Here is a 24,597-nt window from a genome sequence, read left to right as displayed (position 1 = left end):
CGCCGGTTCGATTCCGACCTCGGCCTCCACTCTTAAGAACCCCGTAGATTAACGTCTACGGGGTTTTTTATTGTCTGCGGTTTGTTCATCGCTTCCGCAATTTTTCGGATCGCTTCCGCATCCCTACCTTTTTTCGGGAAATTTAAGACGCCGTTATCGGTATGCCTCTCCCCGATTGGACGTGGGATTGTGCTCGAGACTAAGGAGCCTGAGCGTCTACTAACGGCCGATTCTGTTGAAAAAGTCGGACGCGGTTCTCAGGGCAGAAAAGTAAGCGCATGAGATTGAAATCTTAAATGGCCGCACAGGCATTCGGACACAGATTTCACGTAGCCGCGCGAAAAACAGGCTCCTTCACCGCTCAGCTTCCGGGCAATCCGAGAGAGCCGACTTTTTCAACAGAATCGGCCAGAAGCAGGCACTCAAAACTATCTACAGAAAAGCGGGCCATTCACCCTTCAAGGCCTACAATAGGCACAGTCGAAACATGATTGGGTAGAGGGACTACATGAAAGCTCTTTTTTTGGGTGCAGGCGCCTCCTATGAATGCGGTATGCCGCTTGTATGGGAGTTTACAAATGGGCTCAGAGCGAACGTCCTAAAAAGGCTGAATTCAAAGCTCTTCGACTTTCAAAAAGATCCGCATTTTCGCACTAGTTTTGAGGCCATTCTTTCTGATCCAGACCTTCATTACGAACAAATGATTGGTAAGCTGGAAGCTCTCCAGCTTGATCGAGGCCCTAGTTCGGAGATTGCACGCACTACCGCACTCCAATTTATTGATTGCGTGCAAATTCTCCTACTCGAAGATCAGGTGCTCACAACCAAGTTGCTTGCTGAAAAAGCAAAAGACTATTCAGGCATAAAGGGGCTGCTTGCCAAGCATCCTTGCCTTCATGTTTTCTCATTGAATCACGATATTAATTTCGAGGAGATCTGTAAGTTTCACGAGATTCAGTGTAGAGATGGCTTTTTTGATCAAGCAGTTGAGCGCTACTCCAACATCGCAAAATTCAAATCACTGACGAAAGAGCAGATTAACAACGGGGTTCTAAATTTTTTTGACACAGCAGGTGTAGGTGTAAATCTAATAAAGCTTCACGGATCTCTTGATATGTTTGCGGTTGAGGACAAAAACCTTTATCTCAAATGTGTGCCACCTGCGGAAGCGCCTATTGGCGGCCACGTCCAAGAAATTCGACGGATAGAGGACCACAGTCTTGAATTAAGTCAGCGGTTGAAAATCAGGACCGTTGGGGAGCTAGACGTTACTGATAAGGATGGCGAGATTCAATTCCTAAGGCGATCATTGCTGTCCGGGGCGCATAAGTTTAAAGGAGATTTTGACCAAATAGCTCCAATTGCTTTCTTCGAAGAGTTTAAGAATAGGATGGAAGCAATTACTGAGCTTGATGTTATCGGTTACGGCTTTGGAGATCACCATGTCAATGAGGTTCTTCAGCAATGGCTGGAAGCGCCTAACGTATCGATCAATATCTACGACCCTTATTGTAAATCCATCCCTTCAGCACTATCTGGTTCGGCGGGCAGAGTATGCATTATGAACTTTGGCCTTACAGACTATTTCCAAAAGTTTGATCCTTCGAATCAATTATTAGTTGCTACTGTTCGTAGAAAAATATTCGAACTTGCTAGAGAAAACCTTCGGCAAAGGCGCTTATCACTCTGGAAAGCTAGTAACGAGCATTCAACGGAGTAAGCAGCTGCAAGCCATAAGCAGCCGACACACTAAAATCTGAACGCATCTCTGTAGTGGTCTAATGAAACCGGACACCCATTTAGGCGAGAATGCTCGCCAGATAGAGGTGCCTGATGACCAAACAACGCCGTACCTTTTCCGCTGAATTCAAACGCGAGGCCGCAGGCCTCGTGCTCGATCAAGGCTATAGCCATATCGAAGCCTATCGCTCGCTCGGAGTGGTCGAGTCTGCATTGCGTCGCTGGGTCAACCAGCTTCAACAGGAGCGCAACGGTGTAACTCCACAGAGCAAAGCCCTGACGCCCGAGCAGCAGAAAATTCAGGAGCTGGAAGCCCGGATTGCCCGTCTTGAGCGGGAGAAATCCATTTTAAAAAAGGCTACCGCGCTCTTGATGTCGGAAGAACACGAGCGCATGCGCTAATTGATCAGCTAAGTGCGCGCGAGTCAGTTGAGTTGCTGTGCGAAGCCTTTGAAGTACCGCGCTCCTGCTACTACGACCATTGCCTGCGACGCCGCGCTCCAGATGTTGAGCGGATTCGATTACGCAGTCGCGTCAACGAATTGTTCACGCAAAGTCGAAGCGCTGCCGGCAGCCGCAGCATCGTGTCGATGATGCAGGAAGATGGCGAGCAGATTGGCCGGTTCAAGGTACGTGGCCTGATGCGGGAGCTGGGATTGATCAGTAAGCAACCGGGCTCGCATGCTTATAAAAAAGCGACGGTGGAGCGACCAGATATTCCGAATATTTTGAATCGAGAGTTCGATGTTCCTGCGCCCAATCAGGTGTGGTGTGGCGACATCACTTACATCTGGGCACAAGGGAAATGGCATTACCTGGCTGTGGTCATGGATCTCTTCGCGCGCCGAGTGGTGGGCTGGGCATTGTCGAGCAAACCGGATACGGATCTGGTGATCAAGGCGCTGGATATGGCCTATGAACAACACGGTAAGCCCCAGGGCCTGCTGTTTCACTCGGATCAGGGCTCGCAATACGGCAGCCGACAGTTTCGCCAACGGCTCTGGCGATATCGCATACGTCAGAGCATGAGTCGTCGAGGTAATTGCTACGATAACTCGCCGATGGAGCGTGTTTTCCGGAGTCTAAAAACTGAGTGGATACCGACCGTTGGCTACATGACGGCCCAAGAAGCGCAGCGAGATATCAGTCATTATTTGATGCATCGCTACAACTGGATTCGGCCACACCAGTTCAACAACGGGCTACCACCAGCTCAGTCCGAAAAAAGACTTAACGTCGTGTCCGGGATCAGTTGACCACTACACTGACGGTCAAAGTGGAAACTTTCACCTTTACCCGCTATGGGGCGGTCGAAGGGGAAGCGATCGGGCTGTCCAGCGATGCCATAGATGATGAGAAGCGTGGGCCCGTCTACAGCAGCCGGATTCGATTGAAAGAAGATCATTTGAATATCAAGGGCCAACGCGTTGCGCTATCGCCGGGTATGTCGGTGACGGCGGAGGTTAAGACGGATCAGCGTCGGATGCTGGATTACTTCCTGAGCCCTTCGCAGCAGCATGTTCAGGAGAGTTTGAGAGAGCGTTAGGCAGACTATTTTCATGGATGGGGTTCGGTCTGGAGCGGTTCAAACCGTCATAGGTTCAAGGCCCTCACGTTCGAGGGGTAATTGATCATGATTTGGATGGTCGGATTGGAAGAAATTTTATGCGCGTAAATCGTGTTTTTTTGCGCCGAAATATGGTCAGAATTTTCTTTTTTTTCTGGCAGGCCTTAAGGGGCGTGGCAGCTATCTTGTTGCTGGGTCTGTTGGGACTGTTGGCAGTTGCATTAGTCACTTATCTATCTGAAGTTCAAAAAAGAACCGAGGCGGCGCCAAATGTGTCTTCGGGAAACCGTCCGGGTTGGGTATGCGGGAAAATTTTGGGCACTGTGATAGAAGTACCGAGTAGTTACGTCCTATTCTGGGCTGAATATGAAGGGAAAAGCTCATGGGAAAAAGGCTTTACCGAAAATAAGAAAGGCTGTGATGCTAATTTTTCTTCGGTATCAATGGCGCTGTCTTGGCCATATCTTCTACCTGTGAGAACGAGTGAGTATACGACGACCCCCTACGGAAAATTTCAAGGTGTGGTGTTGACGCTTGAACAGATTGCTGCCAGGCATGGAGATCTTGATTATCTGATAAATAATATGCTGGAGGCCTCTGCATCTAAAGTGGAAAGTGCGGATAATTATCAGAAGGAGTTGGGGTTGTTTCTTCAGGAGAAAGATAATAAATATTTGCCCGGCGAAGTAAATGGCTACTATTGGAAGCGCAGTGCGGAGAAAGTGCCCGTAGTATTTTCCTGTCGACGATATAAAACTGAAAAGGAATTTTATGAATGCACAGGCTATTTTGTCATTGAAAAAATAGGTGCACTTGCGAAAGTTGAACTTGCTCCGAGTAAACTTAAGGACTGGCCAGCGGTTGTAGATGCCATGAACGCCTTCGTTCTCTCAAATATCAAACAGTAAAATTTAAGGTGCCGTGATGCCTCAAATATAGGTGCGCCTGTATCTGATGCTGATGTGGCACGCATTTTAAATCAGATGGCCCGTGGTTACCTTTCTGCTTTAGATAGTAAGCTTGAGACAAACGGAGGCAGTCCCATTTCTTCTGATGTCACGCACCAAGAAGCATGGGGTTTTCATACAAAAGTATTTGAAGATAATGGCCTGTCGAAGGACGCATGGGCATTGAATTCTGTACTTTCGAATATCACAGAAAATACTAGGGAAAGCTATTGGCAAAATGTTCTTGATTCTGCTGGTGACATTAAAAAAGAGCTACTATTGGCTATTAATACTGTCCAGCTTATGTCGCTCGCGACCGTGGCCGGCTCTGGGGCGAATAAAGAACTTGCTCAAAGCTGGATTAACAAGGTCGACTCTCCAACTGGGTATTACAATGTTGTTACCCAATTGCTGAACAGTACGAAGGATCCTGCTCTACCCGACGCGAAGACTACGCTCGACAATATCCGTAAAATAGAGATAGAGCCAAATGGCGACATGATCTTGACGGTTCCCCTTTCATCATCTTCTGTCGGTGAGGCCACGCTGCTTTATACGAAAGATAGCGTTCAAGTCAGCGTCGCAGGTATTTCGTTGATGGAAGTACCCAAGGACTCGATCATTTCGGTCGGTAAACAAAATGTTTCCGTATCACACAGCTATGGCGACTTGTCGGCGGCCTATCGCTTGACGGCTCAAGGTGTGGTCGTCGCGTGGAAAAACGCCGAGGGTGGATTAGCGGTAGAACAGACTTACGGTTTCGATGGGCTGCCGGTAAACACTACCTGGAAACAGAACGGTCAAACCTTCACGGGCCCTTCGCCCGATCTGGCTGCGTTTATCAGCCAGACGTCTACCCAAACTGGCGCGTTGGTCTTGTCCCAGACCGTAGCATCCCAGCAGGCACAGACCGGCACGCTCCTGAATACGTCCGCCGAGGGTGCGATCGCCGCTGCAGAAAATGCCCTGTCCTTGAAGGCTCTGCAGCATCGCCTGGCCCAGGAGCCCTATTCTGATCGCTGGTCACCCACTGCGTTGGGCGCCAGTATTCCTTTTGCACTGAGGTTGTCGAACGGCTTGCAGGCGGCCATCCAGCAAGTAATCAATATCGCTCAACAGGGCTGGAGCACTTACAACGTTGGCATCGTCACCATCCTACCATTGGAGGTGTCGGGTTCTGGTCGATACCACCTGCCGCTGGTGCTAGACCTGACGGGGAGTGGCATCAAACTGCTGCCACCGTCACAAAGTAACGCAGTGTTCGATCATAACGCCGATGGGGCAAAAAGCGCGGTGGGCTGGGTCGGGGCGGACAATGGCATCCTGGTGTTTGACACCAACGGCAATGGGGCTATCGACAATGCTACCGAGTGGTTTGGTGAGTCCTTCGCGGTACCGGGAAGCAAGGCGTCGGTTGGGAAAAATGGCTTTTCAGCGCTCGCGACGCTCGCCGCTGCCGGGAGTACGGTTTTTTCTCGGGATACCGCGTTGATCAACCCTTTCACCGGCGGCAATTACTTTGACGGTGTCAAAGTATGGGTCGACGCGGATCAGAATGGCATTTCCACGCCTGAAGAATTGAAAACATTGACTTCTCTGGGTATCGCATCCATTGATCTGATATCGACGCATGACGGCCGTCAGGTGGGAGGGGGGTTAATCGATTCCACCGCCGGTTTTACGTTCACCAATGGCACACGAAGAGATATTGCCGATATTGGGTTGGCCGAGAAAACCGAGGCCGCTCAAGGGGCCGCCCCCATCAACCCAGGCACCCTGATATTTGCCGATTATGCCTCCAAAGGTTATGCGATACATTCGTGCGGGTTTATTTAGGCGTCCATGCCATGACTTTTTAATATGGACGGTTAGGAAGGTTTTATTTTGTCGAGTTTCTTCTGCTCGATCTTTCTCAACTTTAGTGCTGACTCAATTAGCGGGACTAGACTCTTATCAAGTTCGCAAAGCGTGGATTGTATTCTAAAGGCCGTAAGGTCTGCTTCTTTGTCGGGAAGCTGTATCAGCCAATGAGTTAGGTATTCAAGTGAGGTAATAATCCTCTCTTGGTTTTGGTGGGTTTTCGATAGTGCTGCTAAAATTAGATGTAACTCATGCATGTGGCCACCAATATACGTGTCTTTGTTTGACAGGGTGGATGGAGTTGTATGGTTGACTAGTTTAGTTGTTGCATGCCTAGTTGGGATATGTTGTGGGGCGAACTGTTTCGGTTTTGTACTGCCTTTTGTGTGCTCGAAAAGTTTTGGGCTAAATATGAAATATTTCTTCAAATGGTATTACGATTTGTTTTAGATAAAATCCTTCGTTTCTTATGGATATAAATAACCGGTCTCCACGAGTTAGTTTTTTAAATTTTTTGTTCAGTCGGCTTATGCACATGCCGATGCCTTTATATGTGTTGGGGTTTTTTTCAATGCGCTCAGCAATCGAGTAGTGACTCATAGGCTGTCTAAAATTTTGTGAGAATACTGTGAGTATTTTGAATTCCATTATTGTTAAGTTCATCGAAAGTGTGCTGCTTATGATTGATCTTTCTTTTTTTTTTAAAAGCCATGTACATTTTTTGAGCATTTTTATAGCCCTTGGGGTTTTGATTTAATTGCGATGACTGAACTCGGTATCTGGGAGATGGGAATAGTTTTTTGTCTATCGGCTGTACCTACGCTTTTGAGGGGTGAGTGAATTTGTATTGTTAAGAGTCAGGCAAAGATGAAGGTGAATGAAAGAGTGTCTGATTTAAATTGGTGGGTACCTGCGTCCTGCGCCTAACCGGGGGCCATTTCTCGCAGCAACGCGGCTCGCGATGAAACGGCAACAGACCCTAGAGCTGAAAGCGCGAGATGTTCTCTCGCAATGTCACGCTGGTGCGTGCCAATCCTTCGCTTTCCTGCTGAGCGCTGCGGAAGGCTGCAGCGGATTGCTCGGCGCTTTCGCTGACGGTCACGATGCCACGGCTGATCTGCTCGGCAACGGTACTCTGCTGCTCGGCGGCAGCGGCGATTTGGTGGTTCATGCCGTTGATCCGCTCGATCATGGTTACGATCGTGCTTACCGCGTCACCGGCCTCGGAAACGCCGGACACCGACTGCGCACTGGAGCGCTTGCAGCGTTGCATATGCTGCGAGGTCTCGTCGGCAATTTTCTGCAGACTGGCAATCAGCCCCTCAATCTCTGAGGTGGCCTTCTGGGTACGCTGTGCCAGGCTGCGTACCTCGTCGGCTACCACCGCGAAGCCGCGTCCGGCTTCGCCAGCACGGGCAGCTTCGATGGCTGCATTGAGGGCCAGCAGGTTGGTCTGGTCTGCCACCGACTTGATCACTTCAAGCACGCCGCCGATATTGCCGGTTTCATTCTTCAGCCGGCCCATGGCCATGTTGGACTGTTCGATTGTCTCGGCCAGCTCGCCGATCATGTTGACGGCATCTTTGGCCTTCTGCTGGCTGTACAGGGCCGCGCTATCGGCCTCGCTGGCGGCACTGGCGGCGGATTCGGCATTGCGCGCGACATCCTGCACGGTGGCGGCCATTTGGTGAACGGCGGTGACGATCTGCTCGACCTCGCACTGTGCCGTGGCCACGCTTTCGGCGTTTCTCAGGCTCGATTGGCTAAGCTCCTGGCTGGATTCGGCCACGGTCTGTGAGGACAGGTTTATGCCCTTGGTCATGTCCCGCAGGTTCTCCTGCATGCTCAGCAGGGCGGCCATTATGCTGGCTTGTGGTGGCTCAATCGTGCGCTCGCTAGCGCGCAAATCGCCCTGGGCAACCCGTTGGGCGAGCTGGTTGAGTTCACTCGGTTCGGCACCCAGCGCGCGCAGCAGGTTGCGGCTGATGACGTAGCCCAGTACCGCTGCTAGTAAGACGGCCAGCGCAGTAATGGCGAGCAGCAGGTTGCGTTGTGACAGATAGTTTGCGTCATTTTCGCTGACCTGCAGGTCTGCCTTCTGGTTGGTGTAGCGCAGGAATTCGCCAATTGCCTGGGTCAGCTCGGCCAGTAATGGTGTGCACTGCTCGCTGACCATGCGCAGGGCCTCGTCGTTTTCACCCTTGAACAGGTGTTCGGCAATGGTGTGCGCTACCGGTTTGTAGCGGCTCTCGACCTGCTCGATGGTTGAGAACAGTTCACGTGCTTTGGGCGACACATCATCATGGTTGTCAATTGCCTGGCGTAGCGCAGCGAGGCTGGTGGCCACCATTTGTTCGTTGACGGCAATCGCACCCCGCTGCTGTCCTCTCGCGGTGACATTGCTGTTCAAGGCGATGTTGCGCAGGGCAATCGCGCGCTGGGCGGCGGCGTCGTTCAGTGTGTTGGCCAGGCGGATGCGTGCATCAACGCCATTAACGTAGAGAAAAAAGTCCTTATTGCTGTTAGCCAGGGCGTACAGCGAGATGGCGGCGATCAGTAACATAAACGCGAGCAGGCTGGCATAGCCGGCATAGAGACTGGTCCGTGTAGAGAGCTGCGGAGTGCGCGATGGCATGATGTACCTGCGTAATGGGAGGAGCAATTTAGGGGCACCTGTAAGGGTATGTATTCGCCCTTGGTCCGCATCCTGCGCAGGTATTCTTTTGTTCGACGGCAACGAGTAGCGGCGTTATTTCCTGGCTGGTTGAAGCTTGTACAATCGTTCATGTTTGTACAATTATATTGGCGTGATGTCATCATGACATCACTCGATCCCGATGAACGGTCAGTAGCCTCCGGTTTCTGGCAGGCGCGATAAATAGAGGTCTGGCAGTAGTGCTGACTACTGCTCGGCGGCGATACAGCCCAAGGCCATCTTTGGGCCGATAGAATCCTGCGAGCGCTGTAAAAATGCGTAGCGCTATTTCTGTACAGGTATTTTGTATGGGGGTGAGCTAGGGCGCGCTAATTGTGAGCATGCGCTGCGCTAGGGGCTGTTGCCGTTTCATCGCGAGCCGCGTTGCTGCTAGAAATGGCTCCCGGTTATGGGGGGCGAGTTCATTCTTAGTTGTAGCTAGAAATCTTGCCGTCTTTAATGGGCTAGGGTCGAATGGTTCGATTCCTGTCTCGGCCTCCACTCTTAAAACCCCCGTAGATTACCGTCTACGGGGTTTTTTATACCTGCGATTTACGATCCCTTCCGCAACGCTTCAGATGTGTTCCGCAACTTCACCGTTTTAACCGGATTACATACTGGATCACCTCTTCAAGGGTGCCTATGTCTGGAGCGTTGCTCGCTAATGCTTCTGGGCGGCACCATGGATAGTCCAGGCGGGATACCCACTCCATGATGGTGTGAAGATCGGTAGGTGGCAGGGTTTTCATATGCTCGATGGTGATAGTGAGCCGCTCGACAAGTCCCGACTCGGGATTGAACTGCCATCCATATTGACCACAACCGACTCGGACCTCGCCGGAGTTTTTATCGGACATAGCGACCAGCCATTGGCATTGGAACGTTTTGCTATCCGGCTCCGGTGGGTGTCCCAGACAAAAGGTATAGACGTTTTCGAATGTCTGACCGAAGCGACTGACCAGCACGTCGCCGATGGACTCGAGGCCTTCAACGTGGGGTGGAAACGAGATAGACCCCGTGTGTACCACCATCTCCAGTTGTGCATCCGGCATAAAAGCCTGGCGCAGCAGATGCGGGCGGTTACTGTCCTTGGCGTTTATGTACTGCTGAATCGACCGTTGAGCTGTGTTCATTGTTTGTCCATTGCATCCATTCGTTGTTGTTGAGGGCAGTGCCGGCATCCAGGAGCGCTTGTTCGAAGGAAAACGAGCAGCCGATGGTGAAGGCAACCAGGTCATCCTGCCACAGGGGCTCTATGTCTGGCAGTTCTTCGCTCATGCGCTAGGGCGGCAAAAATTTCTGAAGGAGCCCCGCTTGGTTAACTGTATCGACCAGTCGACCGGCTGTGTAGGGCAGATGTTGCGTGGACGTCGGAGCTTTCACCCTTCCTGGGAAGGGCGCCTCGCATAGACGGCCAAAACAATGCGTTCGGAATGAATGAGGTATTCAAGCATTGCGTCGCGAGCTTTGGCCATCTCGTTGCGTTCAACGAGTTCAAGAATCTGAAAGTTCATATCGACGTAGGGCTCATGCAAGAACTCGGCGTCCTGCAACAGCCCAAAAGTCAGCCGTAGCTCTGCAAGTATGCGCCGGAACATGGCGTTCAAGCGTTCACTGTCCGCAAGTTCAACGACGGCCGTATGGAAGTCCATGTTAGCTGTGCCCACTGCCAGCCAGTCCCCCGCGTCCCGCGCTCGCTGGGCCTGTTCTGCCGCTGCGCGCATGTTCTTCTTCGCCGGGTGGCGCGGGTAAGCCTCTGCCAACGCCTGGCATTCGATGAGGCGTCGCACGCGGTAGATGTCGATGACGGCCGCGATGCTGGGAACCACCACGAATACCCCACGGTTGGGCTCGTGTCGTAACAGGCCGTCTTTGGCCAGCGTCCGGAATACTTCGCGCAGGGTGTTTCGCGAGATGCCGAGGTTTTCGCTGAGCACCTGCTCGGACAGCCGTTGCCCAGGTGTGAATTCGCCTTGGGTGACTTGCTGACGCAACTGTTCGGCGATCCGCTCGTTTAGCGTCTGGGCTACGAATGAAGGGGAGGCGGGAAGGGGCATCGAGCGGACTTCTGAGTGGCAGGGGCGATTGGATTCTAGCAGGTTTTGCCCTACTCGCAGTGTCGCTTTTTCCTGTAGGGCTGAAACGAATTCATATTTTGGCATGCATATTGCTTTTTATTATCCGTGTTGGATTGTTGAACAATTCTGTTGAAATGATCATTCAATCGGATGAAGATAGTTGAGTGATCTAAGAAAATAACTCAAACAACTTGGAGAAACGCCGGTGCCCACTGACATCAACTTGTGGCCCTTGCTGGGGGTCGTCGTCATCATCGTGGGCTTCGTCCTGCGCTTTAATCCCATGTTGGTCGTGATTGTCACGGCCGTCGTCACCGCCTTCGCGGCGCACTTTCCGGTCGATAGGATTCTTGCCGCCATCGGCACAGGCTTCATCAAGACACGTAACCTGCCGTTGATCATCCTGCTACCGCTGGCGGTGATTGGCTTGCTCGAGCGTTATGGTTTGCGCCAGCACGCCCAGCGATGGATCAGCAGCATCAAGTCCGCGACTGCGGGCCGCTTGCTGATTGTCTACCTTGGCGCACGCCAGATGACCGCAGCCATCGGTCTTACCAGCCTGGGCGGCCATCCACAAATGGTGCGACCGCTGCTCGCGCCAATGGCAGAAGGTGCTGCCGAAGCCCGTTTTGGGGCACTGCCGGAGAAGGTTCGCCACAAGCTGCGAGCGTATGCCGCAGCGACCGATAACGTCGGCCTGTTCTTCGGCGAAGATATCTTCGTGGCTTTCGGCGCGATCGTGCTGATGACCACGTTCTTGCGTGAGGCGGGCATCGAAGTCGAGCCGATCCGCGTCGCGCTCTGGGGGATTCCGACAGCTGTTTGCGCATTCACCATCCATGCTTGGCGCCTGCGCCGGCTTGACACTTGGTTGATGCGCGAGATGGCCGGCGGCGCCGCGGCCGCGGCGGCAACCGTCACAGTCGAAGGCAAGGAGTCCCGACCATGACGCTCACGATCACGCACCTGTACTACCTCGTCGGTGCCATCCTCGCCATCACCGCGGTGATGACGCTCATGGATCGCCAGCACTCAAAGCGCTATTCCAGTGCCTTTTTCTGGGGCCTTTATTCGCTCGTCTTCTTGCTCGGCGACCAGTTGCCGCCGGTCTGGGTCGGCGTCGGTGTTGTGGTGATGGCGCTGATTGCAGCCTTCGGCGGTGTCGGCATTGGCCGTCACGTGGCCCGCTCGGCGGCGGAGTACTCGGCCAGCGCCAATCTGCTGGGCAACAAGCTTTTCATCCCCGCCCTGGCGATCCCGGTCGTGACCATGATCGGCACGCTGTCGGCGAAGTACCTCGTGGTTGGCGGCATACCGCTGCTCGACCCGAAGAACACCACGATGGTAAGCCTAGGGCTGGGCTGTATGGTCGCGCTTGCGTTGGTCTGCAAGATGACGAACGAAACGCCGATGCAAGGCATCCGCGAATCGCGTCGGCTGACCGATGCGCTCGGTTGGGCGCTGGTACTGCCGCAGATGCTCGGCATGCTGGGCCTCGTATTCTCCGACGCCGGTGTGGGCAAGGCCGTGGCGCATATCACCACCAGCTACATCAACATGGATGTACGTTTCTTCGCGGTGATGGTGTACGTGGTTGGCATGGCGCTTTTCACCATCATCATGGGCAACGGTTTCGCCGCCTTCCCCGTGATGACAGGGGGCGTCGGGGTGCCAGTCCTGGTCGGCATGTACGACGGTAACCCGGCCCTTATGGCAGCCATCGGCATGCTCTCGGGTTATTGCGGCACCTTGCTTACGCCGATGGCCGCCAACTTTAATATCGTACCGGCGGCCCTACTCGAACTGCCCGACAAAAACGCGGTGATCCGCGCGCAGGTGCCCACGGCGCTGGCCTTGCTGACTTGCAATGTTTTCATCCTGTATTTCCTGATGTTTCGCTAAAGAAAAGAAAACAACATGAAGATAGACCTCAATAGTGACTTGGGTGAAAGCCTGGGCGCCTGGCGCATGGGTGACGACCACGCGATGCTCAGCATCGTGAGCAGTGCCAATGTGGCCTGCGGCTTCCACGCTGGCGACGCCGCCGGCATCCTGCGGACGCTACGTCAAGCGGCGGAGCGCGGCGTGGCAGTAGGCGCGCACGTCGCCTATCCCGACCTCGTCGGTTTCGGCCGCCGCCAAATGGACGTGGCAAGCGCCGACCTGCAGGCTGACGTGATCTACCAGATCGGCGCGCTGAAGGGGTTGGCTGCAGTGGCCGGCACGTCGGTACGATACGTCAAGCCACACGGAGCGCTCTACAACACCATCGCGCACGATAAGCGCCAGGCACACGACGTGATTGCCGCCATCCGCGCAATCGACCCGTCGCTGGTGCTGGTCGGTTTGGCCGGCTCGCCGCTACTCGGCTGGGCGCAGGCAAGCGGGCTGAGCACTGTGGCCGAAGCCTTTGCCGATCGCGCCTACATGCCGGACGGTTCGCTGGTCTCCCGTCGCGAGAAGGGCTCCGTGCTGCACGATGCGCAGGATGTTGCCGAGCGCATGCTTCGCCTGGCGACCGAGGGTGTGGTCACGGCCATTGACGGCAGCATCGTGCGCCTTAAGGCCGATTCGGTCTGCGTGCATGGTGACAGCCCCGGCGCGGTGGAGATGGCGCGGCAAGTGCGTGCGCTGCTTGAGCGTTCGGGCGTCAAGGTCGCTCCTTTCGTCGACATGGGAGTCGTACCGTGATGCGATTTCTGCCCGCTAATCTCGACGCCCTGTTGGTCGAGCTGGATGACTTGTCGCAGACGCTGGCGCTGCTTGCATCACTACAGGCCGAGCCCATCGATGGCATCGTCGAACTCGTACCGGCCGCGCGCACGGTCATGGTTCACTTCCGGCCTAACACGGTGACGCATGATGAACTCGTCACGCGCATCAGCCGCCGGGACCTCACGGCGCAGATCGAGCGTGCGACCACTCGCGTGGAGATTCCGGTCTCCTACGAAGGAGAGGATCTTGACGAGGTCGCGCAGATGCTTGATCTCTCGCGCGAAGAGGTGATTCGCCGCCATACCGGCTGCGACTACACCGTTGCCTTCACTGGCTTCGCACCTGGGTTCGCCTATCTGAGCGGCGGCCACCCAAGCCTCAACGTGCCGCGTCGCACTACGCCACGCACGCGCATCCCCGCGGGCGCCGTGGGGTTGGCCGGCGCTTTCAGCGGCGTCTATCCGCAGGCCAGTCCGGGGGGGTGGCAGATCATCGGCGTGACTGCCACGCCGATGTGGGACCTAAGCCGTGACGTGCCCGCGCTGCTGCAACCGGGCTTCAAGGTACGTTTCGTCGATGTTTCAGGGCGGCAGGTTTCAGCTTTGCCAGCGCCGTCGACTGGCCCCGTCGAGGTTCCGCTCCACAATGGTCCGGCGCTTGTTGTCCGTAGCACCGGCCTGCAGGCGCTGTTCCAGGATCTCGGGCGCGAGGGTCTGGCCGGGCAGGGCGTATCCGCCTCAGGGGCGATGGATAAGGGCGCACTGCGCGCGGCCAACCGTCTGGTCGGCAATGCGAGCGACATGGCCTGCGTCGAGATCGTCTACGGTGGTTTCCAAATCACGAGCCGCGCAGACACGGTGGTGGCCTTCACCGGTGCCGATGCGCCGATCGAACTCACGCGTGCGAACGGCGCTCGATATCGTGTGCCAGGCCATGAAGCCATCGCACTTTCTGATGGCGACAGTCTATCGCTTGGCGACCCGCGTGCCGGCATCCGCAGCTACCTGGCGGTGCGCGGTGGCTTCGCGATCGCGCCCGTGCTCGGAAGTCGATCGACAGACACGCTCGCGCAGGTCGGTCCGCCGCCCATCAAAGCCGGTGACATTTTGCCGGTACCTGTGGTCACGCATGGCTCCATCGTCGGCGCGCCCGAAACGCCTCGTGCCGATCTCCCGACGACGACGCAGACCGTGGTGCTCGATGTCGTGATGGGGCCGCGCACCGACTGGTTCACACTGCAGGCCATTGCATTGTTGGCGAGCCAATTGTGGACTGTGACGCCGCAATCGAACCGCGTCGGCCTGCGTCTGGCCGGTGAAACGCCGTTGATGCGCGCACAGATCGCCGAACTGCCCAGTGAAGGCACCGTGTTGAGCGCGATTCAGGTGCCGCCAAGCGGCCAGCCCGTGCTCTTCCTTGCCGACCACCCGCTGACCGGTGGCTACCCAGTGATCGGCGCTGTCGCCCCTTACCACCTCGACCGTGCGGGGCAGATCCCCATCGGTGCGCAGGTGCGCTTCAACCCCATACGCGCGTTCACCGCGGCCCTCTCTTCCGACCTGCGAGAAACCCCATGAAGAAAGTTCTTATCGCCAACCGCGGCGAGATCGCTGTACGCATCGTGCGCGCCTGTGCCGATTATGGTGTGAAATCCGTCGCGGTGTATGCCGACGCCGACATCGACGCGATGCACGCTCGCATGGCCGATGAGGCCTACGGCCTTGACGGCCAGCGCCCGGCCGACACCTACTTGAACATCGAAAAGCTGCTCGCCGTGGCCGACCGCTGTGGCGCCGACGCGGTACACCCCGGATACGGTTTCCTTTCGGAAAGCGCAACTTTTGCCAGGGCCGTGATTGGCGCGGGCCTGAAGTGGATCGGCCCTTCGCCGGCAGCCATCGAGGCACTGGGTGACAAGGTGCAGGCGCGCAAGATCGCCCTGGCTGTCGGTGCGCCGTTGGTGGCTGGCACGTCGGAGCCCGCGCGCGATGCGCAGGAGGTCGTGGCCTTTGCCGAGAAGAACGGCCTGCCGATCGCCATCAAGGCGGCCTTTGGCGGTGGCGGCCGCGGCATGAAGGTCGCATGGCGGCTCGACGAAGTAGCCGAATTGTACGAGTCGGCGGTGCGTGAAGCGGTCACTGCTTTCGGCCGTGGCGAGTGTTTCGTTGAACAGTTCCTCGATCGGCCTCGTCATGTCGAGGCGCAGGTGATCGCCGATACGCACGGCCATGTCGTCGTGCTCGGCACGCGCGATTGCTCGTTGCAGCGGCGCAACCAGAAGCTGGTGGAAGAAGCCCCCGCGCCCTTCCTCAGTGATGAACAGCGTGAGCGCATCCATCAATCGGCGCGCGATGTGTGCGCGAAGGCAGGCTACGTCGGTGCGGGGACTGTCGAGTTTCTGTTGAGTCCTTCCGGAACAATCTCGTTTCTGGAGGTCAACACGCGCCTGCAGGTCGAGCATCCAGTGACCGAAGAGACAACGGGCATCGACCTCGTCGTCGAGCAACTGCGCATCGCCGATGGCTTGCCGCTGTCGGTCACCGAGACGCCGAAGCCGCGCGGTCATTCTTTCGAGTTTCGCATCAACGCCGAGGATGTGGGGCGCGGCTTTCTACCCGCGCCGGGGTTGGTGCATCTGTTCGAGGCACCGTCGGGGCCCGGCGTGCGCGTCGATACCGGCGTGCAGTCGGGTTCTACCGTCCCAGGTACATTCGATTCGCTGATGGCCAAGTTGATCATTACTGGCGCCACCCGTGCCCAGGCTATAGCCCGCGCGCGCCGGGCGCTGAAGGAGTTCCGAATCGAAGGGGTGCCATCGGTGCTTCCTTTTCACCGGGCGGTGATGGCACACGCCGATTTCACATCAGCCGATGCTTTCAGCGTGCATACGCGCTGGATCGAGACAGATTTTGCCGACACGCTGGCGGCCGCTGTACGGCCTGAACCGCTGTCCGATATCGCGCTGGTACGCACGGCCGTGGAGATCGATGGCCGAAGGATTGCGCTCGGGTTGCCGGCTGAACTGCTGCGCGGGCTACATTCCACTGCGCCGTCTGCTGAGCGCGAGGGGGCTGATATGTCTTCCATTTCGACGGATGCCGCCGCCGTTGTAGCCCCGATCTCGGGCACCCTGCAGTCCTGGAACGTCGCCGACGGCGACAACGTGGCTGTGGGCGACACCCTCGCATCCATGGAGGCGATGAAGATGGAAATGCAAGTCACGGCACACCGCGCAGGACGCATCACCCTAACGGTGTCCGTGGGCTCGACCGTCGCCGCAGGCATTGCAATCGCAAAAATTGTGAGTTGATGAGAGTCGACTCGTTCGCCCTGGGCTCGGCTCAAGACGACTGAATTATTCGCTGTTGTAAATGGACGTTAACCGGCAAGAAAACAGATACGGCTTATAACGAGCTTTCAATTTTGGTTGAAGGTTGTGATTTTTTAGACGGGGTGAATAAATGATTGATGTTGCAACTCAAATGAAACGGACAGCTTTGGTTGCTTTTATGGCAGTAGCATCGGGGTGTTCGTCACCGCCAGAGCGCAGCGCTGATTCCACCAAACCTACTGAGCCACTCGCGGATTCTCACTTTCATATTTCCAACTATGCCTTCCAAGGCACAACGCTGCGCAATCTGGTAGACAACTACATGTCGACGGGTATCACGCGCTCGGTCGTGATGCCACTGCCACTGCAACAACGATGGGACAGTTTTGAGGGGTACCAAGCAAATTCCGGAGGGGATGCGTTCGGGCCGAACTACTATATTGGGCCGAAGTCAGATCTTTATTACTATGCATTCGCCGATGCCATGTACGCCAAGGAATATCTTGAACTACCCCGGGAGTACCAAGAACGATTAGATCTCATGATCACGGGATTTAATCCCATGGATCGCTATGCCGTTCAGCATCTGAAACGGGCGATACTCACGTACCCCGGGGCATTTGTTGGGATCGGTGAGTTTACAATTCATAAAGAAGTCGTCTCCAAGAAAATCGCGGGTGAGCCAATCAGCCACACTGCCGCAGGAGATATTCCATCGGACGTTCACAGCGCTGACGAGACGATGTCCCTGACTTCAGAATCACTTTCCAGCCTTCTCCAGGAAGCTGGCGAAATAGGACTCGTGGCGACGCTTCACAACGATGTCTATGATTCGGATGTTACACACACCGGTGAAGTAAAAGCTCTCCACCCTGAACGGAATTATGAGTCAGAACTGAAATCGCTGTGCTCAACGGCCCCCAAAACGGTCACTATTTGGGCTCATACCGGTTTGGGGCGATTCGTCAAACCTACAAAAGACCACTTGGCAATCGTTGGTCGAGTCTTGGATAGTTGCAATAATTGGCTGGTCGATATTTCTTGGGATATCGTACAGGAAACGATTCTTCATCCTGGCTCAGCAATGCCATCGACTGAAGAATGGACTGCATTTCTAGATAAATATCAGGACCGGATTCTTTGGGGCTCTGATACCGTTATTTTCGGGCGCAACAAGTTCGAGGTTCTTCCAGGTGCCGGAATGACCGTTGCCCCCGGAAAATTAATGGCCGCCCAAGACTATAAGAGTGTTTCTAAGATCCTGGATCCGGTGTTTGCGACATTGTCGCCTCAGGCTGCGGCGAAGATAAAATATGAAAACTATGTGCGCGTTTTTAACGGGGCTCGTCTAAAAGTTCGTGCGTGGGAACAGCTTCATCGAGACGCTAACGTCTGGGACATCAAAACGCCCAAGACTCCCGATCTTCGCCCTCAGTGAGTCGCACCGCTATCAGCCTATAGCGACCAGGTATTTGTAGCCTTTCCAATACATTCAATACCATCAAGTTACACGATAGGCGTGACGCACTTCATTTTGAACGGTCTTATCCATCGAGCATTAAAGCTTGTGACTAGAGAGTGTTGTGATGAAGTTGAACAACCTAACTAAGGCGGCACTGATTGTCGCGTTGTTATCGTCCCTGTCGGGCTGCTGGATATTCATGCCGCCGGGTGGTGGTGGTGGTGGTGGTGGTGGTGGTGGTGGTGGTGGTGGCCACGGCCAGGGCGGTGGCCATGGCGGTCCGGGCGGTCCGGGCGGTCCCGGTCTGCGTTAAGTAACGGCTTATTGGGGCAAGCCACGCTATTCATCTTGATGAGGCGTGGCTTGCCTTTTTTTTGCCCGGCTTAAATCACAGGCAAAGAAAAGCCCGCGATGGGGAGAGCGGGCTAAAAGGTGTTTCTCTAGGAGCTGAAACAACACTAGGCGTTCACCTGTGAAAGCTTTGTGAAAGGCTTGAGCCAATGTGTCGATGGCCAGTTTGCTGGTGCTGTCGCTGTACCCGAGGCTGTTTTCCGTTAAGCGCCGGGGCTGCGCTGACGTCAAACGGGCGAGATGGTCGCCAGCAGACCGATGCCAATGGTCAGCACCAAAAAGCCAAACAGGAAAATTGCCATCTTGGTCATAAGGCCTCCGAAGGGAAGGGGGCGGCAGGAACATTCCTGTCGCGCTCGACAAGGGTGTCGGGAGTGGCCCTATTGTCCGCCTCGATGACATTTCGATACAGGCGCAGATAGTAAAGAAAAAACCGTATCAGATGCGCGCGCAACGCTTTGGCCCGGGGGGTTGGAGAGGGCTGGGTTTATCAAGATCAGCAGGTGAGCCATGTCTTGAGGGTACGGCGCGCCACCTGAGACAGCCGCAGCATTTCCCCCTAAGATGGCGCCCACAGCCTCAACAATAAGAGAGGGCCGACCCTCGATGGAAAGACGTCAATTCAGCGGTGGCATGAAAGGCAAGAACCTGCGCTACCTCAATGAAATACCCGGCCAGCCGGCGTCAGCCACCCGCGTTGGCTTCCTGCTGCTCGAACACTTCTCCCTGCCGGCCTTCACCCAGACCCTCGACACCTTCGTCACCGCCAACCTGTTGCGCCCCGAGTTGTTCGCATCGCGCACGTTCGGCTGGGGCGACGGCGAAGTCATCAGCGACCTGGGCCTGGTGATCCGCCCGGATGCACGCCTCGACGTGGCGGCCCTGCAAACGCTGGAGTTGTTGGTGATCTGCGGCGGCTTTCGCACCGAACTCAAGGCCAGCGACGACTTCATCCACCTGCTGCGCAATGCCGCCGAGCAGGGCGTCAGCCTGGCCGGCTTGTGGAACGGCGCCTGGTTCCTCGGCCGCGCCGGCCTGTTGCAGGGCTACCGCTGCGCCATCCACCCCGAACATCGCCCGGCACTGGCGGAAGTGTCGAAGGCGGCCCACGTCACCAGCGAACCGTATGTCATCGACCGCGACCGCCTGACCGCCTCGAGTCCGTCCGGCGCTTTCCACATGGCGCTGGATTGGATCAAGGGCCTGCACGACAAGGCCTTGGTCGAAGGTATCGAAGATATCCTGGCCTTTGAGGAGTCCCGCTACCGGCGCATCAAACCGACGGAAAACATCTGCGTCAGCGCGCCGTTACGCGAGGTGGTGAAACTGATGGACGCCAACCTCGAAGAACCCTTGGAGCTCGACCAGCTCGCCGTCTACGCCGGCCGCTCCCGCCGCCAGCTCGAACGGCTGTTCAAGGAACAACTGGGCACCACGCCGCAGCGCTATTACATGGAACTGCGGGTGACCGAGGCGCGCCGGCTGTTGCAACACACTGAGTTGTCGCAGGTGGAGGTGCTGGTGGCGTGCGGGTTTGTTTCGCCGAGTCATTTCAGCAAGTGTTATAGCTCGTATTTCGGCTACAGGCCGTCGAAGGAAAAGAGGTTGGTCAAGTAGTGTGGAGGTTGTTGGATTTTTCGTGTGACGAGTCATGATCACGGAGTGCTGATTCTCATCATACGTTTCAGAACCGCGCCAACCGATACCCCTCCAACTCCGGCAAACCCGACAGCCGCGGCCGCGTCGAAGCCAGTTGCGCGATGAGCTCCGCAGTCACCGCCGCCTGCGTCAACCCCAGATGCTGATGCCCGAACGCAAGCAACACCTTGCCGTCGGCGACCCGATCGATGATCGGCAGCGAGTCCGGCAGGCAGGGCCGGAAGCCCATCCATGGCGTCGCGTCCTGTGCATTGAGGTCTTGCCGGAACAGCCCTTTGCTCAGGCGATGCAGCTGCCAGGCGCGTTGCATATTCGCCGGGCGCTCCAGGCCGGCGAATTCCACGGTGCCGGCCAGGCGCAGGCCGCCGCGCATGGGCGTCATGATGAACTTGCGCTCCAGGGAGGTGACGGCGAAGGGCAGGCGTTCATGTTCGTGGGGCAGCATCAGGTGGTAGCCGCGTTCGGTGTCGAGGGGGACGTGCTTGCCGGTCAAGGCGGCGGTGAGTTTCGCCGAGTGGGCTCCGCAGGCGATCAGCACCTGGCGTGCGGCCAATGGGCCTTGATCGGTGGTCAGCGTGACGCCACGGGCGTCGACTTGCCCGCTCAGCACCTGGCGGGTGAGAAATTGCACGCCGTTGGCTGTGGCGGCGTTCACCAGTTCGCACACCACTTGATAGGGGTCGAGAAAGTGCCCGGTGCCCGCAAAGAACAGCCCGCCCAGGATGTGCTCGCTCAACTGCGGCGCGGCCTTGCGAATGGTGTCAGCCGACCAGAACGCCACCGGCACGCCTTGCTGCGCCATGCGTTGCTGCAGCGCGTCGATGGCCCCTCGCGAATCCGCACGCTCGAACACCAGCAACGAGCCGTCTTCGCGCAGCAGCTCCGGCCGGTCGATGCCTTGCAGCAGGCGCTGCCATGCGCCCAGGCTGCCTTCGTTCAGTGCGCGAATGCCGGCGACCGTGCGCCGGTAGCTGGCCGGGCGCAGGTTGAGCAGCAAACGCGCAAACCAGGGCAGGGCGCGGGGCAGGTATTTCCAGTCCAGGCGCAGCGGGCCCATGGGGTCCATCAGCATCGTGGGCAAGCGCTTGAGGATCGACAGGTCGGCGATAGGGAACACTTGTTCGCTCGCCAGATGGCCGGCGTTGCCATAGGAGGCGCCCATGCCGGGGGGCTGCGCGTCGATGACGACGACCTGGCGCCCTTGACGTGCCAACTGCAAGGCACAGGCGACGCCGATGATGCCCGCGCCGACCACGGCGATGTCGGCGCTAGGGGTTTCAAGCGACATTCTGTTCCGCCGACCAGTTCGCGTACCACTGGCGGAACAGCGCGTACTGGCTTTCGGCATAACGACGCTGGGCCGCGCTGAGTTGGTCGCTTTCGTTGAAGTGCAGGGCGTAGCCATGGTCACCGTTGAGCACCATCAGGTGCTTGTAATACAGCACCAGATCGCAGCCTTCGTCGAACGATGACAGCACCGCCAGCGCGGCCTCCAGCTCAAGGGCCTGGCGACGTGCCTTGGCATCGCCCTTGGCGGCTTGCTTGCTCAGCGCCACCAGTTGCAGCACTTCCAGTGGCAGCGCGTTGCCGACGCCGGTGATAGCGCCGGTGGCGTTGCAGTTGACGAAGCCGTGTACCACCTGGGTATCGACGCCGACCATCAAACTCACGTTATCGTCCTGGGAGGTGATGTGTTCGGCGGCGTAGCGCAGGTCGGCGGCGCCGCCGAACTCTTTGAAGCCGATCAGGTTCGGGTGCTCGCGGCGCAGCTCGAAAAACAGCTCGGCGCGGGTGGCGAAGCCGTAGTAGGGGCTGTTGTAGATCACCGCCGGCAGGTGGGGCGCAGCGTCGAGGATCGCGCCGAAGTGGGCCTTTTGCGCGGTGGCCGAAGCGCCACGGGACAGCACGCGGGGAATCACCATCAACCCCTGGGCGCCGACCTTGGCTGCATGCGCCGCGTGGGACACCGCTTCACGGCTGTTGACCGCGCCGGTGCCGACGATGGTCGGCACGCCGGCGGCGGCCAGGCGCGCCACGCCCTCCTGGCGCTGGGCTTCGGTGAGCAACGGCCAATCGCCCATGGAGCCGCAATAGACCACGGCGCTCATGCCGATATCGATCAATTCGCGGCCCTTGGCGACCAGGGCGTCGAAATCCGGCTTGCGCGCGGCGGTACACGGGGTCATCAGTGCGGGAATGCAGCCGGTGAAGATGGTGTCGCTCATGGGGCTAACTCCTTGGAATATTCAGTCAAACCATGCAGGGCTCAGATGCCCCAGGCGAAAGGGTCCTGCGCATCGATCAGCAGGGTGCTGTCGGCGGTCATGTAGGCGCGACCGGTGATGTACGGGCGCACGCGTTCGCCGTCCCATTCATAGCGGCCTTCGAACTGGCTGCCGGTGATGCTGGCTTGTACCCAGGTTTCACCCGGCGCGAGTTTGTCATCGGCGGCCAGGCAGGCGAGCTTGGCGCTGGTGCCGGTGCCGCAGGGCGAGCGGTCGTAGGCTTTGCCCGGGCACATGACAAAGTTGCGGCTGTCGGCGTGGGCGTCATCGGCGAACAACTCGATATGGTCGATCAGTGCGCCGTCTTCGCCATAGATGCCTTGGCGTTCGAGGGCCTTGAGCATCGCCCAGGTGTAGTCGGTCAGGGCGTCGACGTTATCCATCTGCAGCGCCTGGCCGTGCTCCGACACCAGGAAGAACCAGTTGCCGCCCCAGGCGATATCGCCATGGACCACGCCATGCCCCGGCACTTCCACCGCTACCCGTTGGCGAAAACGGTAGGCGGGCACGTTGCGCAGGGTCACGGCGCCGTCTGCATGGAGTGTGGCCGCCACCGGCCCGACGGGCGTGTCGACGGTGTGTACGCCTGGCTCGATGCGCCCCAGATAGTGCAGCGAGGCAACCAGGCCGATTGTGCCGTGGCCGCACATGCCGAGGTAGCCGGCGTTGTTGAAGAAGATCACGCCGCAGGTGGCGCCCGGTGTGACCGGTGCGCAATACAAGGCGCCCACCAGCACATCGTTGCCACGCGGTTCCAGCAGGCAGGCGCGGCGCCATGCGTCGTGGTGGATGCGCAGGTTGTTGAGTTGCGCGGCGATGCTGTTGCCGGCCAGTGCGGGGAATCCGTCCATCACCAGGCGCGTGGGTTCGCCGCCGGTGTGAGAGTCGATGACGTGCAGTCGTTTCATGACACGCTCCGTTCAGGGGTGAGCCTGGCCGATGGGATAGGCATGCAGTGGCCATATCGTGAACGCGTCAGCGCTGCGACGATTGATGTTTTGCGCCGGGCTGGATGACGAATTCAGCACAGTTTTCTACGCTCGACAGCATCCCGTGCATGGGGCAATCTGCTGGACGTCGAGGCGCAAAGAGGGGGGCGGAGTGATGTTGCAGAGTGCGTTTGCAGCCCTGTGCCAAGGGCGCGAGGCGAATCGCCCGCAGAGCATCGAGCAGTTATTGGCCGGCGTCATGCAACTGCTGCCGATGCTCGACGTGATCCCCAATGCCGCGATTTTCATCAAGGATCTCGACGCCCGCTATGTGCTCGCCAACCGCACCCTGGTGCAGCGTTGCGGGCTCAAGCAACTGCAACCGTTGCTCGGCAAAACCAGCGCCGAGGTGTTCCCCGCGCAATTGGGGCCGGGTTATACCGAGCAGGACCGGCGCGTGCTGGAGCAGGGGTTTGTATTGGAGGATCAGCTCGAGTTGCATCTCTACGGCAGCCGCGAACCGGGCTGGTGCCTGACCCACAAGTGGCCGCTGTACAACCACGTCGGGCAGATCATCGGCCTGGCCGGCATTTCCGTCGACCTGCAATCGGCCAGCGAAACCCACCCCGCCTACCAACGCCTGGCCGCCGTGGACGCGCACATTCGCACGCACTTCAATCGGCGCGTGACCTTGGGCGAACTGACGCGTATCGCCGGGATCTCGGTGGCGCAGCTGGAGCGCTACTGCAAGCGCGTGTTCCACCTGACGCCGCGGCAGATGATCCAGAAAGTGCGCCTGGAGCACGCCCATCGCTTGCTGCACAGCGACCTGCCGATCACCGACGTCGCGCTGCAGTGCGGTTACACCGACCACAGTGCGTTCAGCCGCCAGTTCAAGGCGTCGACGGGGTTTACCCCGAGGCAGTACCGCCAGTTGGGTTAACCGCCGGCATTGCGATGCAACGAATAGCCCCGCTC

Annotated in this window: 19 protein-coding genes and 2 pseudogenes; 14 read left to right on the top strand and 7 right to left on the bottom strand. The window is 57.3% G+C overall.

Annotation, left to right across the window (positions count from 1 at the left end; all coding sequences use genetic code 11):
* Positions 1-508: 508 nt before the first annotated feature.
* The 5 genes and pseudogenes from LQ249_RS16370 to LQ249_RS16350 all read left to right on the top strand — a co-directional run bounded on the left by LQ249_RS16370 (position 509) and on the right by LQ249_RS16350 (position 6,090).
* Complete coding sequence (locus LQ249_RS16370; protein ID WP_232565640.1) at positions 509-1,720, top strand: hypothetical protein; 1,212 nt, start codon at positions 509-511, stop codon at positions 1,718-1,720.
* A gap of 113 nt (positions 1,721-1,833) precedes the next feature.
* Positions 1,834-2,996, top strand: a protein-coding gene (locus LQ249_RS16365; RefSeq protein WP_232565639.1) for an IS3 family transposase whose coding sequence is annotated in 2 segments (ribosomal slippage) — positions 1,834-2,089 and positions 2,089-2,996 — 1,164 coding nt in all. Because the reading frame shifts where the segments join, the coding sequence is not laid out codon by codon here.
* An 8-nt stretch (positions 2,997-3,004) separates the two neighbouring features.
* Positions 3,005-3,286: pseudogene (locus LQ249_RS16360) on the top strand (hemolysin secretion protein D); the annotation flags it as partial.
* Positions 3,287-3,405: 119 nt separating this feature from the next.
* The gene (locus tag LQ249_RS16355; RefSeq protein ID WP_232565638.1) at positions 3,406-4,215 is read left to right on the top strand and encodes a hypothetical protein; all 810 of its coding nucleotides are present in this window, start codon (positions 3,406-3,408) and stop codon (positions 4,213-4,215) included.
* 54 nt (positions 4,216-4,269) lie between these two features.
* On the top strand, positions 4,270-6,090 hold the full coding sequence (locus LQ249_RS16350) for a hypothetical protein (protein WP_232565637.1): 1,821 nt from the start codon (positions 4,270-4,272) through the stop codon (positions 6,088-6,090).
* 1,003 nt (positions 6,091-7,093) lie between these two features.
* On the opposite strand, the gene LQ249_RS16345 is transcribed toward LQ249_RS16350, so the two are convergent.
* The 4 genes and pseudogenes from LQ249_RS16345 to LQ249_RS16330 form a co-directional block, all read right to left on the bottom strand.
* On the bottom strand, positions 7,094-8,749 hold the full coding sequence (locus LQ249_RS16345; protein WP_126589490.1) for a methyl-accepting chemotaxis protein: 1,656 nt from the start codon (positions 8,747-8,749) through the stop codon (positions 7,094-7,096).
* A gap of 653 nt (positions 8,750-9,402) precedes the next feature.
* Positions 9,403-9,942: a hypothetical protein gene (locus LQ249_RS16340; protein ID WP_104903261.1), complete on the bottom strand. Its 540-nt coding sequence runs from the start codon at positions 9,940-9,942 to the stop codon at positions 9,403-9,405.
* 19 nt (positions 9,943-9,961) lie between these two features.
* Positions 9,962-10,078: pseudogene (locus LQ249_RS16335) on the bottom strand (D-glutamate cyclase family protein); the annotation flags it as partial.
* 110 nt (positions 10,079-10,188) lie between these two features.
* Positions 10,189-10,866 (bottom strand): GntR family transcriptional regulator, encoded by a 678-nt coding sequence (locus LQ249_RS16330; protein WP_057004201.1) that lies wholly within the window; start codon positions 10,864-10,866, stop codon positions 10,189-10,191.
* A 226-nt stretch (positions 10,867-11,092) separates the two neighbouring features.
* Here LQ249_RS16330 and LQ249_RS16325 point away from each other — a divergent pair, with 226 nt between their 5' ends.
* From LQ249_RS16325 to LQ249_RS16290, 8 genes are all read left to right on the top strand, one after another.
* Positions 11,093-11,836: a DUF969 domain-containing protein gene (locus tag LQ249_RS16325; RefSeq protein WP_017846362.1), complete on the top strand. Its 744-nt coding sequence runs from the start codon at positions 11,093-11,095 to the stop codon at positions 11,834-11,836.
* A complete protein-coding gene (locus tag LQ249_RS16320; RefSeq protein WP_017846361.1) occupies positions 11,833-12,789 on the top strand; it encodes a DUF979 domain-containing protein in 957 nt (318 codons plus the stop codon). The genes LQ249_RS16325 and LQ249_RS16320 overlap by 4 nt, the downstream gene beginning before the upstream one ends.
* A gap of 15 nt (positions 12,790-12,804) precedes the next feature.
* Positions 12,805-13,578, top strand: coding sequence for a LamB/YcsF family protein (locus tag LQ249_RS16315; RefSeq protein WP_057004200.1), 774 nt, complete (start codon positions 12,805-12,807; stop codon positions 13,576-13,578).
* Positions 13,578-15,179 (top strand): 5-oxoprolinase subunit PxpB, encoded by a 1,602-nt coding sequence (gene pxpB, locus LQ249_RS16310; RefSeq protein WP_232566615.1) that lies wholly within the window; start codon positions 13,578-13,580, stop codon positions 15,177-15,179. The genes LQ249_RS16315 and pxpB overlap by 1 nt, the downstream gene beginning before the upstream one ends.
* Positions 15,176-16,912 carry an acetyl/propionyl/methylcrotonyl-CoA carboxylase subunit alpha gene (locus tag LQ249_RS16305; RefSeq protein WP_232565636.1) on the top strand — a complete coding sequence of 579 codons (1,737 nt, stop codon included), beginning with the start codon at positions 15,176-15,178 and terminating at the stop codon, positions 16,910-16,912. Before pxpB ends, LQ249_RS16305 begins: the two co-directional genes overlap by 4 nt.
* A 151-nt stretch (positions 16,913-17,063) precedes the next feature.
* The gene (locus LQ249_RS16300) at positions 17,064-18,371 is read left to right on the top strand and encodes a hypothetical protein (RefSeq protein WP_134939335.1); all 1,308 of its coding nucleotides are present in this window, start codon (positions 17,064-17,066) and stop codon (positions 18,369-18,371) included.
* A 148-nt stretch (positions 18,372-18,519) separates the two neighbouring features.
* Positions 18,520-18,708, top strand: a complete 189-nt coding sequence (locus tag LQ249_RS16295) for a hypothetical protein (RefSeq protein ID WP_232565635.1) — start codon at positions 18,520-18,522, stop codon at positions 18,706-18,708.
* 671 nt (positions 18,709-19,379) lie between these two features.
* Complete coding sequence (locus LQ249_RS16290; protein ID WP_057004197.1) at positions 19,380-20,363, top strand: GlxA family transcriptional regulator; 984 nt, start codon at positions 19,380-19,382, stop codon at positions 20,361-20,363.
* 67 nt (positions 20,364-20,430) lie between these two features.
* Here the strand turns inward: LQ249_RS16290 and LQ249_RS16285 are convergent, their stop codons facing one another.
* The 3 genes from LQ249_RS16285 to LQ249_RS16275 are packed head-to-tail and all read right to left on the bottom strand — an operon-like array spanning position 20,431 to position 23,598.
* Positions 20,431-21,693: an NAD(P)/FAD-dependent oxidoreductase gene (locus LQ249_RS16285; protein WP_232565634.1), complete on the bottom strand. Its 1,263-nt coding sequence runs from the start codon at positions 21,691-21,693 to the stop codon at positions 20,431-20,433.
* Positions 21,683-22,630: a dihydrodipicolinate synthase family protein gene (locus LQ249_RS16280; protein ID WP_232565633.1), complete on the bottom strand. Its 948-nt coding sequence runs from the start codon at positions 22,628-22,630 to the stop codon at positions 21,683-21,685. Before LQ249_RS16280 ends, LQ249_RS16285 begins: the two co-directional genes overlap by 11 nt.
* A 41-nt stretch (positions 22,631-22,671) precedes the next feature.
* A complete protein-coding gene (locus LQ249_RS16275; RefSeq protein ID WP_232565632.1) occupies positions 22,672-23,598 on the bottom strand; it encodes a 4-hydroxyproline epimerase in 927 nt (308 codons plus the stop codon).
* A gap of 196 nt (positions 23,599-23,794) precedes the next feature.
* Between LQ249_RS16275 and LQ249_RS16270 the strand changes: the two genes are divergently transcribed.
* The gene (locus tag LQ249_RS16270; protein ID WP_057004189.1) at positions 23,795-24,562 is read left to right on the top strand and encodes an AraC family transcriptional regulator; all 768 of its coding nucleotides are present in this window, start codon (positions 23,795-23,797) and stop codon (positions 24,560-24,562) included.
* Positions 24,563-24,597 lie beyond the last annotated feature (35 nt).

Origin of the sequence: Pseudomonas sp. 7-41 (assembly GCF_021233075.1) — a bacterium.
In the GTDB taxonomy this organism is placed as follows: domain Bacteria; phylum Pseudomonadota; class Gammaproteobacteria; order Pseudomonadales; family Pseudomonadaceae; genus Aquipseudomonas; species Aquipseudomonas veronii.
The sequence above is the reverse complement of the archived record's forward strand: the minus strand, read 5'-3'. Positions and strand labels throughout refer to the sequence as shown.

Coding starts and splice junctions, on each gene's coding strand:
- LQ249_RS16370 (WP_232565640.1), top strand. CDS start 509: ATGAAAGCTCTTTTTTTGGGTGCAGGCGCCTCCTATGAATGCGGTATG.
- LQ249_RS16355 (WP_232565638.1), top strand. CDS start 3,406: ATGCGCGTAAATCGTGTTTTTTTGCGCCGAAATATGGTCAGAATTTTC.
- LQ249_RS16345 (WP_126589490.1), bottom strand. CDS start 8,749: ATGCCATCGCGCACTCCGCAGCTCTCTACACGGACCAGTCTCTATGCC.
- LQ249_RS16340 (WP_104903261.1), bottom strand. CDS start 9,942: ATGAACACAGCTCAACGGTCGATTCAGCAGTACATAAACGCCAAGGAC.
- LQ249_RS16330 (WP_057004201.1), bottom strand. CDS start 10,866: ATGCCCCTTCCCGCCTCCCCTTCATTCGTAGCCCAGACGCTAAACGAG.
- LQ249_RS16320 (WP_017846361.1), top strand. CDS start 11,833: ATGACGCTCACGATCACGCACCTGTACTACCTCGTCGGTGCCATCCTC.
- LQ249_RS16315 (WP_057004200.1), top strand. CDS start 12,805: ATGAAGATAGACCTCAATAGTGACTTGGGTGAAAGCCTGGGCGCCTGG.
- pxpB (WP_232566615.1), top strand. CDS start 13,578: ATGCGATTTCTGCCCGCTAATCTCGACGCCCTGTTGGTCGAGCTGGAT.
- LQ249_RS16305 (WP_232565636.1), top strand. CDS start 15,176: ATGAAGAAAGTTCTTATCGCCAACCGCGGCGAGATCGCTGTACGCATC.
- LQ249_RS16300 (WP_134939335.1), top strand. CDS start 17,064: ATGATTGATGTTGCAACTCAAATGAAACGGACAGCTTTGGTTGCTTTT.
- LQ249_RS16295 (WP_232565635.1), top strand. CDS start 18,520: ATGAAGTTGAACAACCTAACTAAGGCGGCACTGATTGTCGCGTTGTTA.
- LQ249_RS16290 (WP_057004197.1), top strand. CDS start 19,380: ATGAAAGGCAAGAACCTGCGCTACCTCAATGAAATACCCGGCCAGCCG.
- LQ249_RS16285 (WP_232565634.1), bottom strand. CDS start 21,693: ATGTCGCTTGAAACCCCTAGCGCCGACATCGCCGTGGTCGGCGCGGGC.
- LQ249_RS16280 (WP_232565633.1), bottom strand. CDS start 22,630: ATGAGCGACACCATCTTCACCGGCTGCATTCCCGCACTGATGACCCCG.
- LQ249_RS16275 (WP_232565632.1), bottom strand. CDS start 23,598: ATGAAACGACTGCACGTCATCGACTCTCACACCGGCGGCGAACCCACG.
- LQ249_RS16270 (WP_057004189.1), top strand. CDS start 23,795: ATGTTGCAGAGTGCGTTTGCAGCCCTGTGCCAAGGGCGCGAGGCGAAT.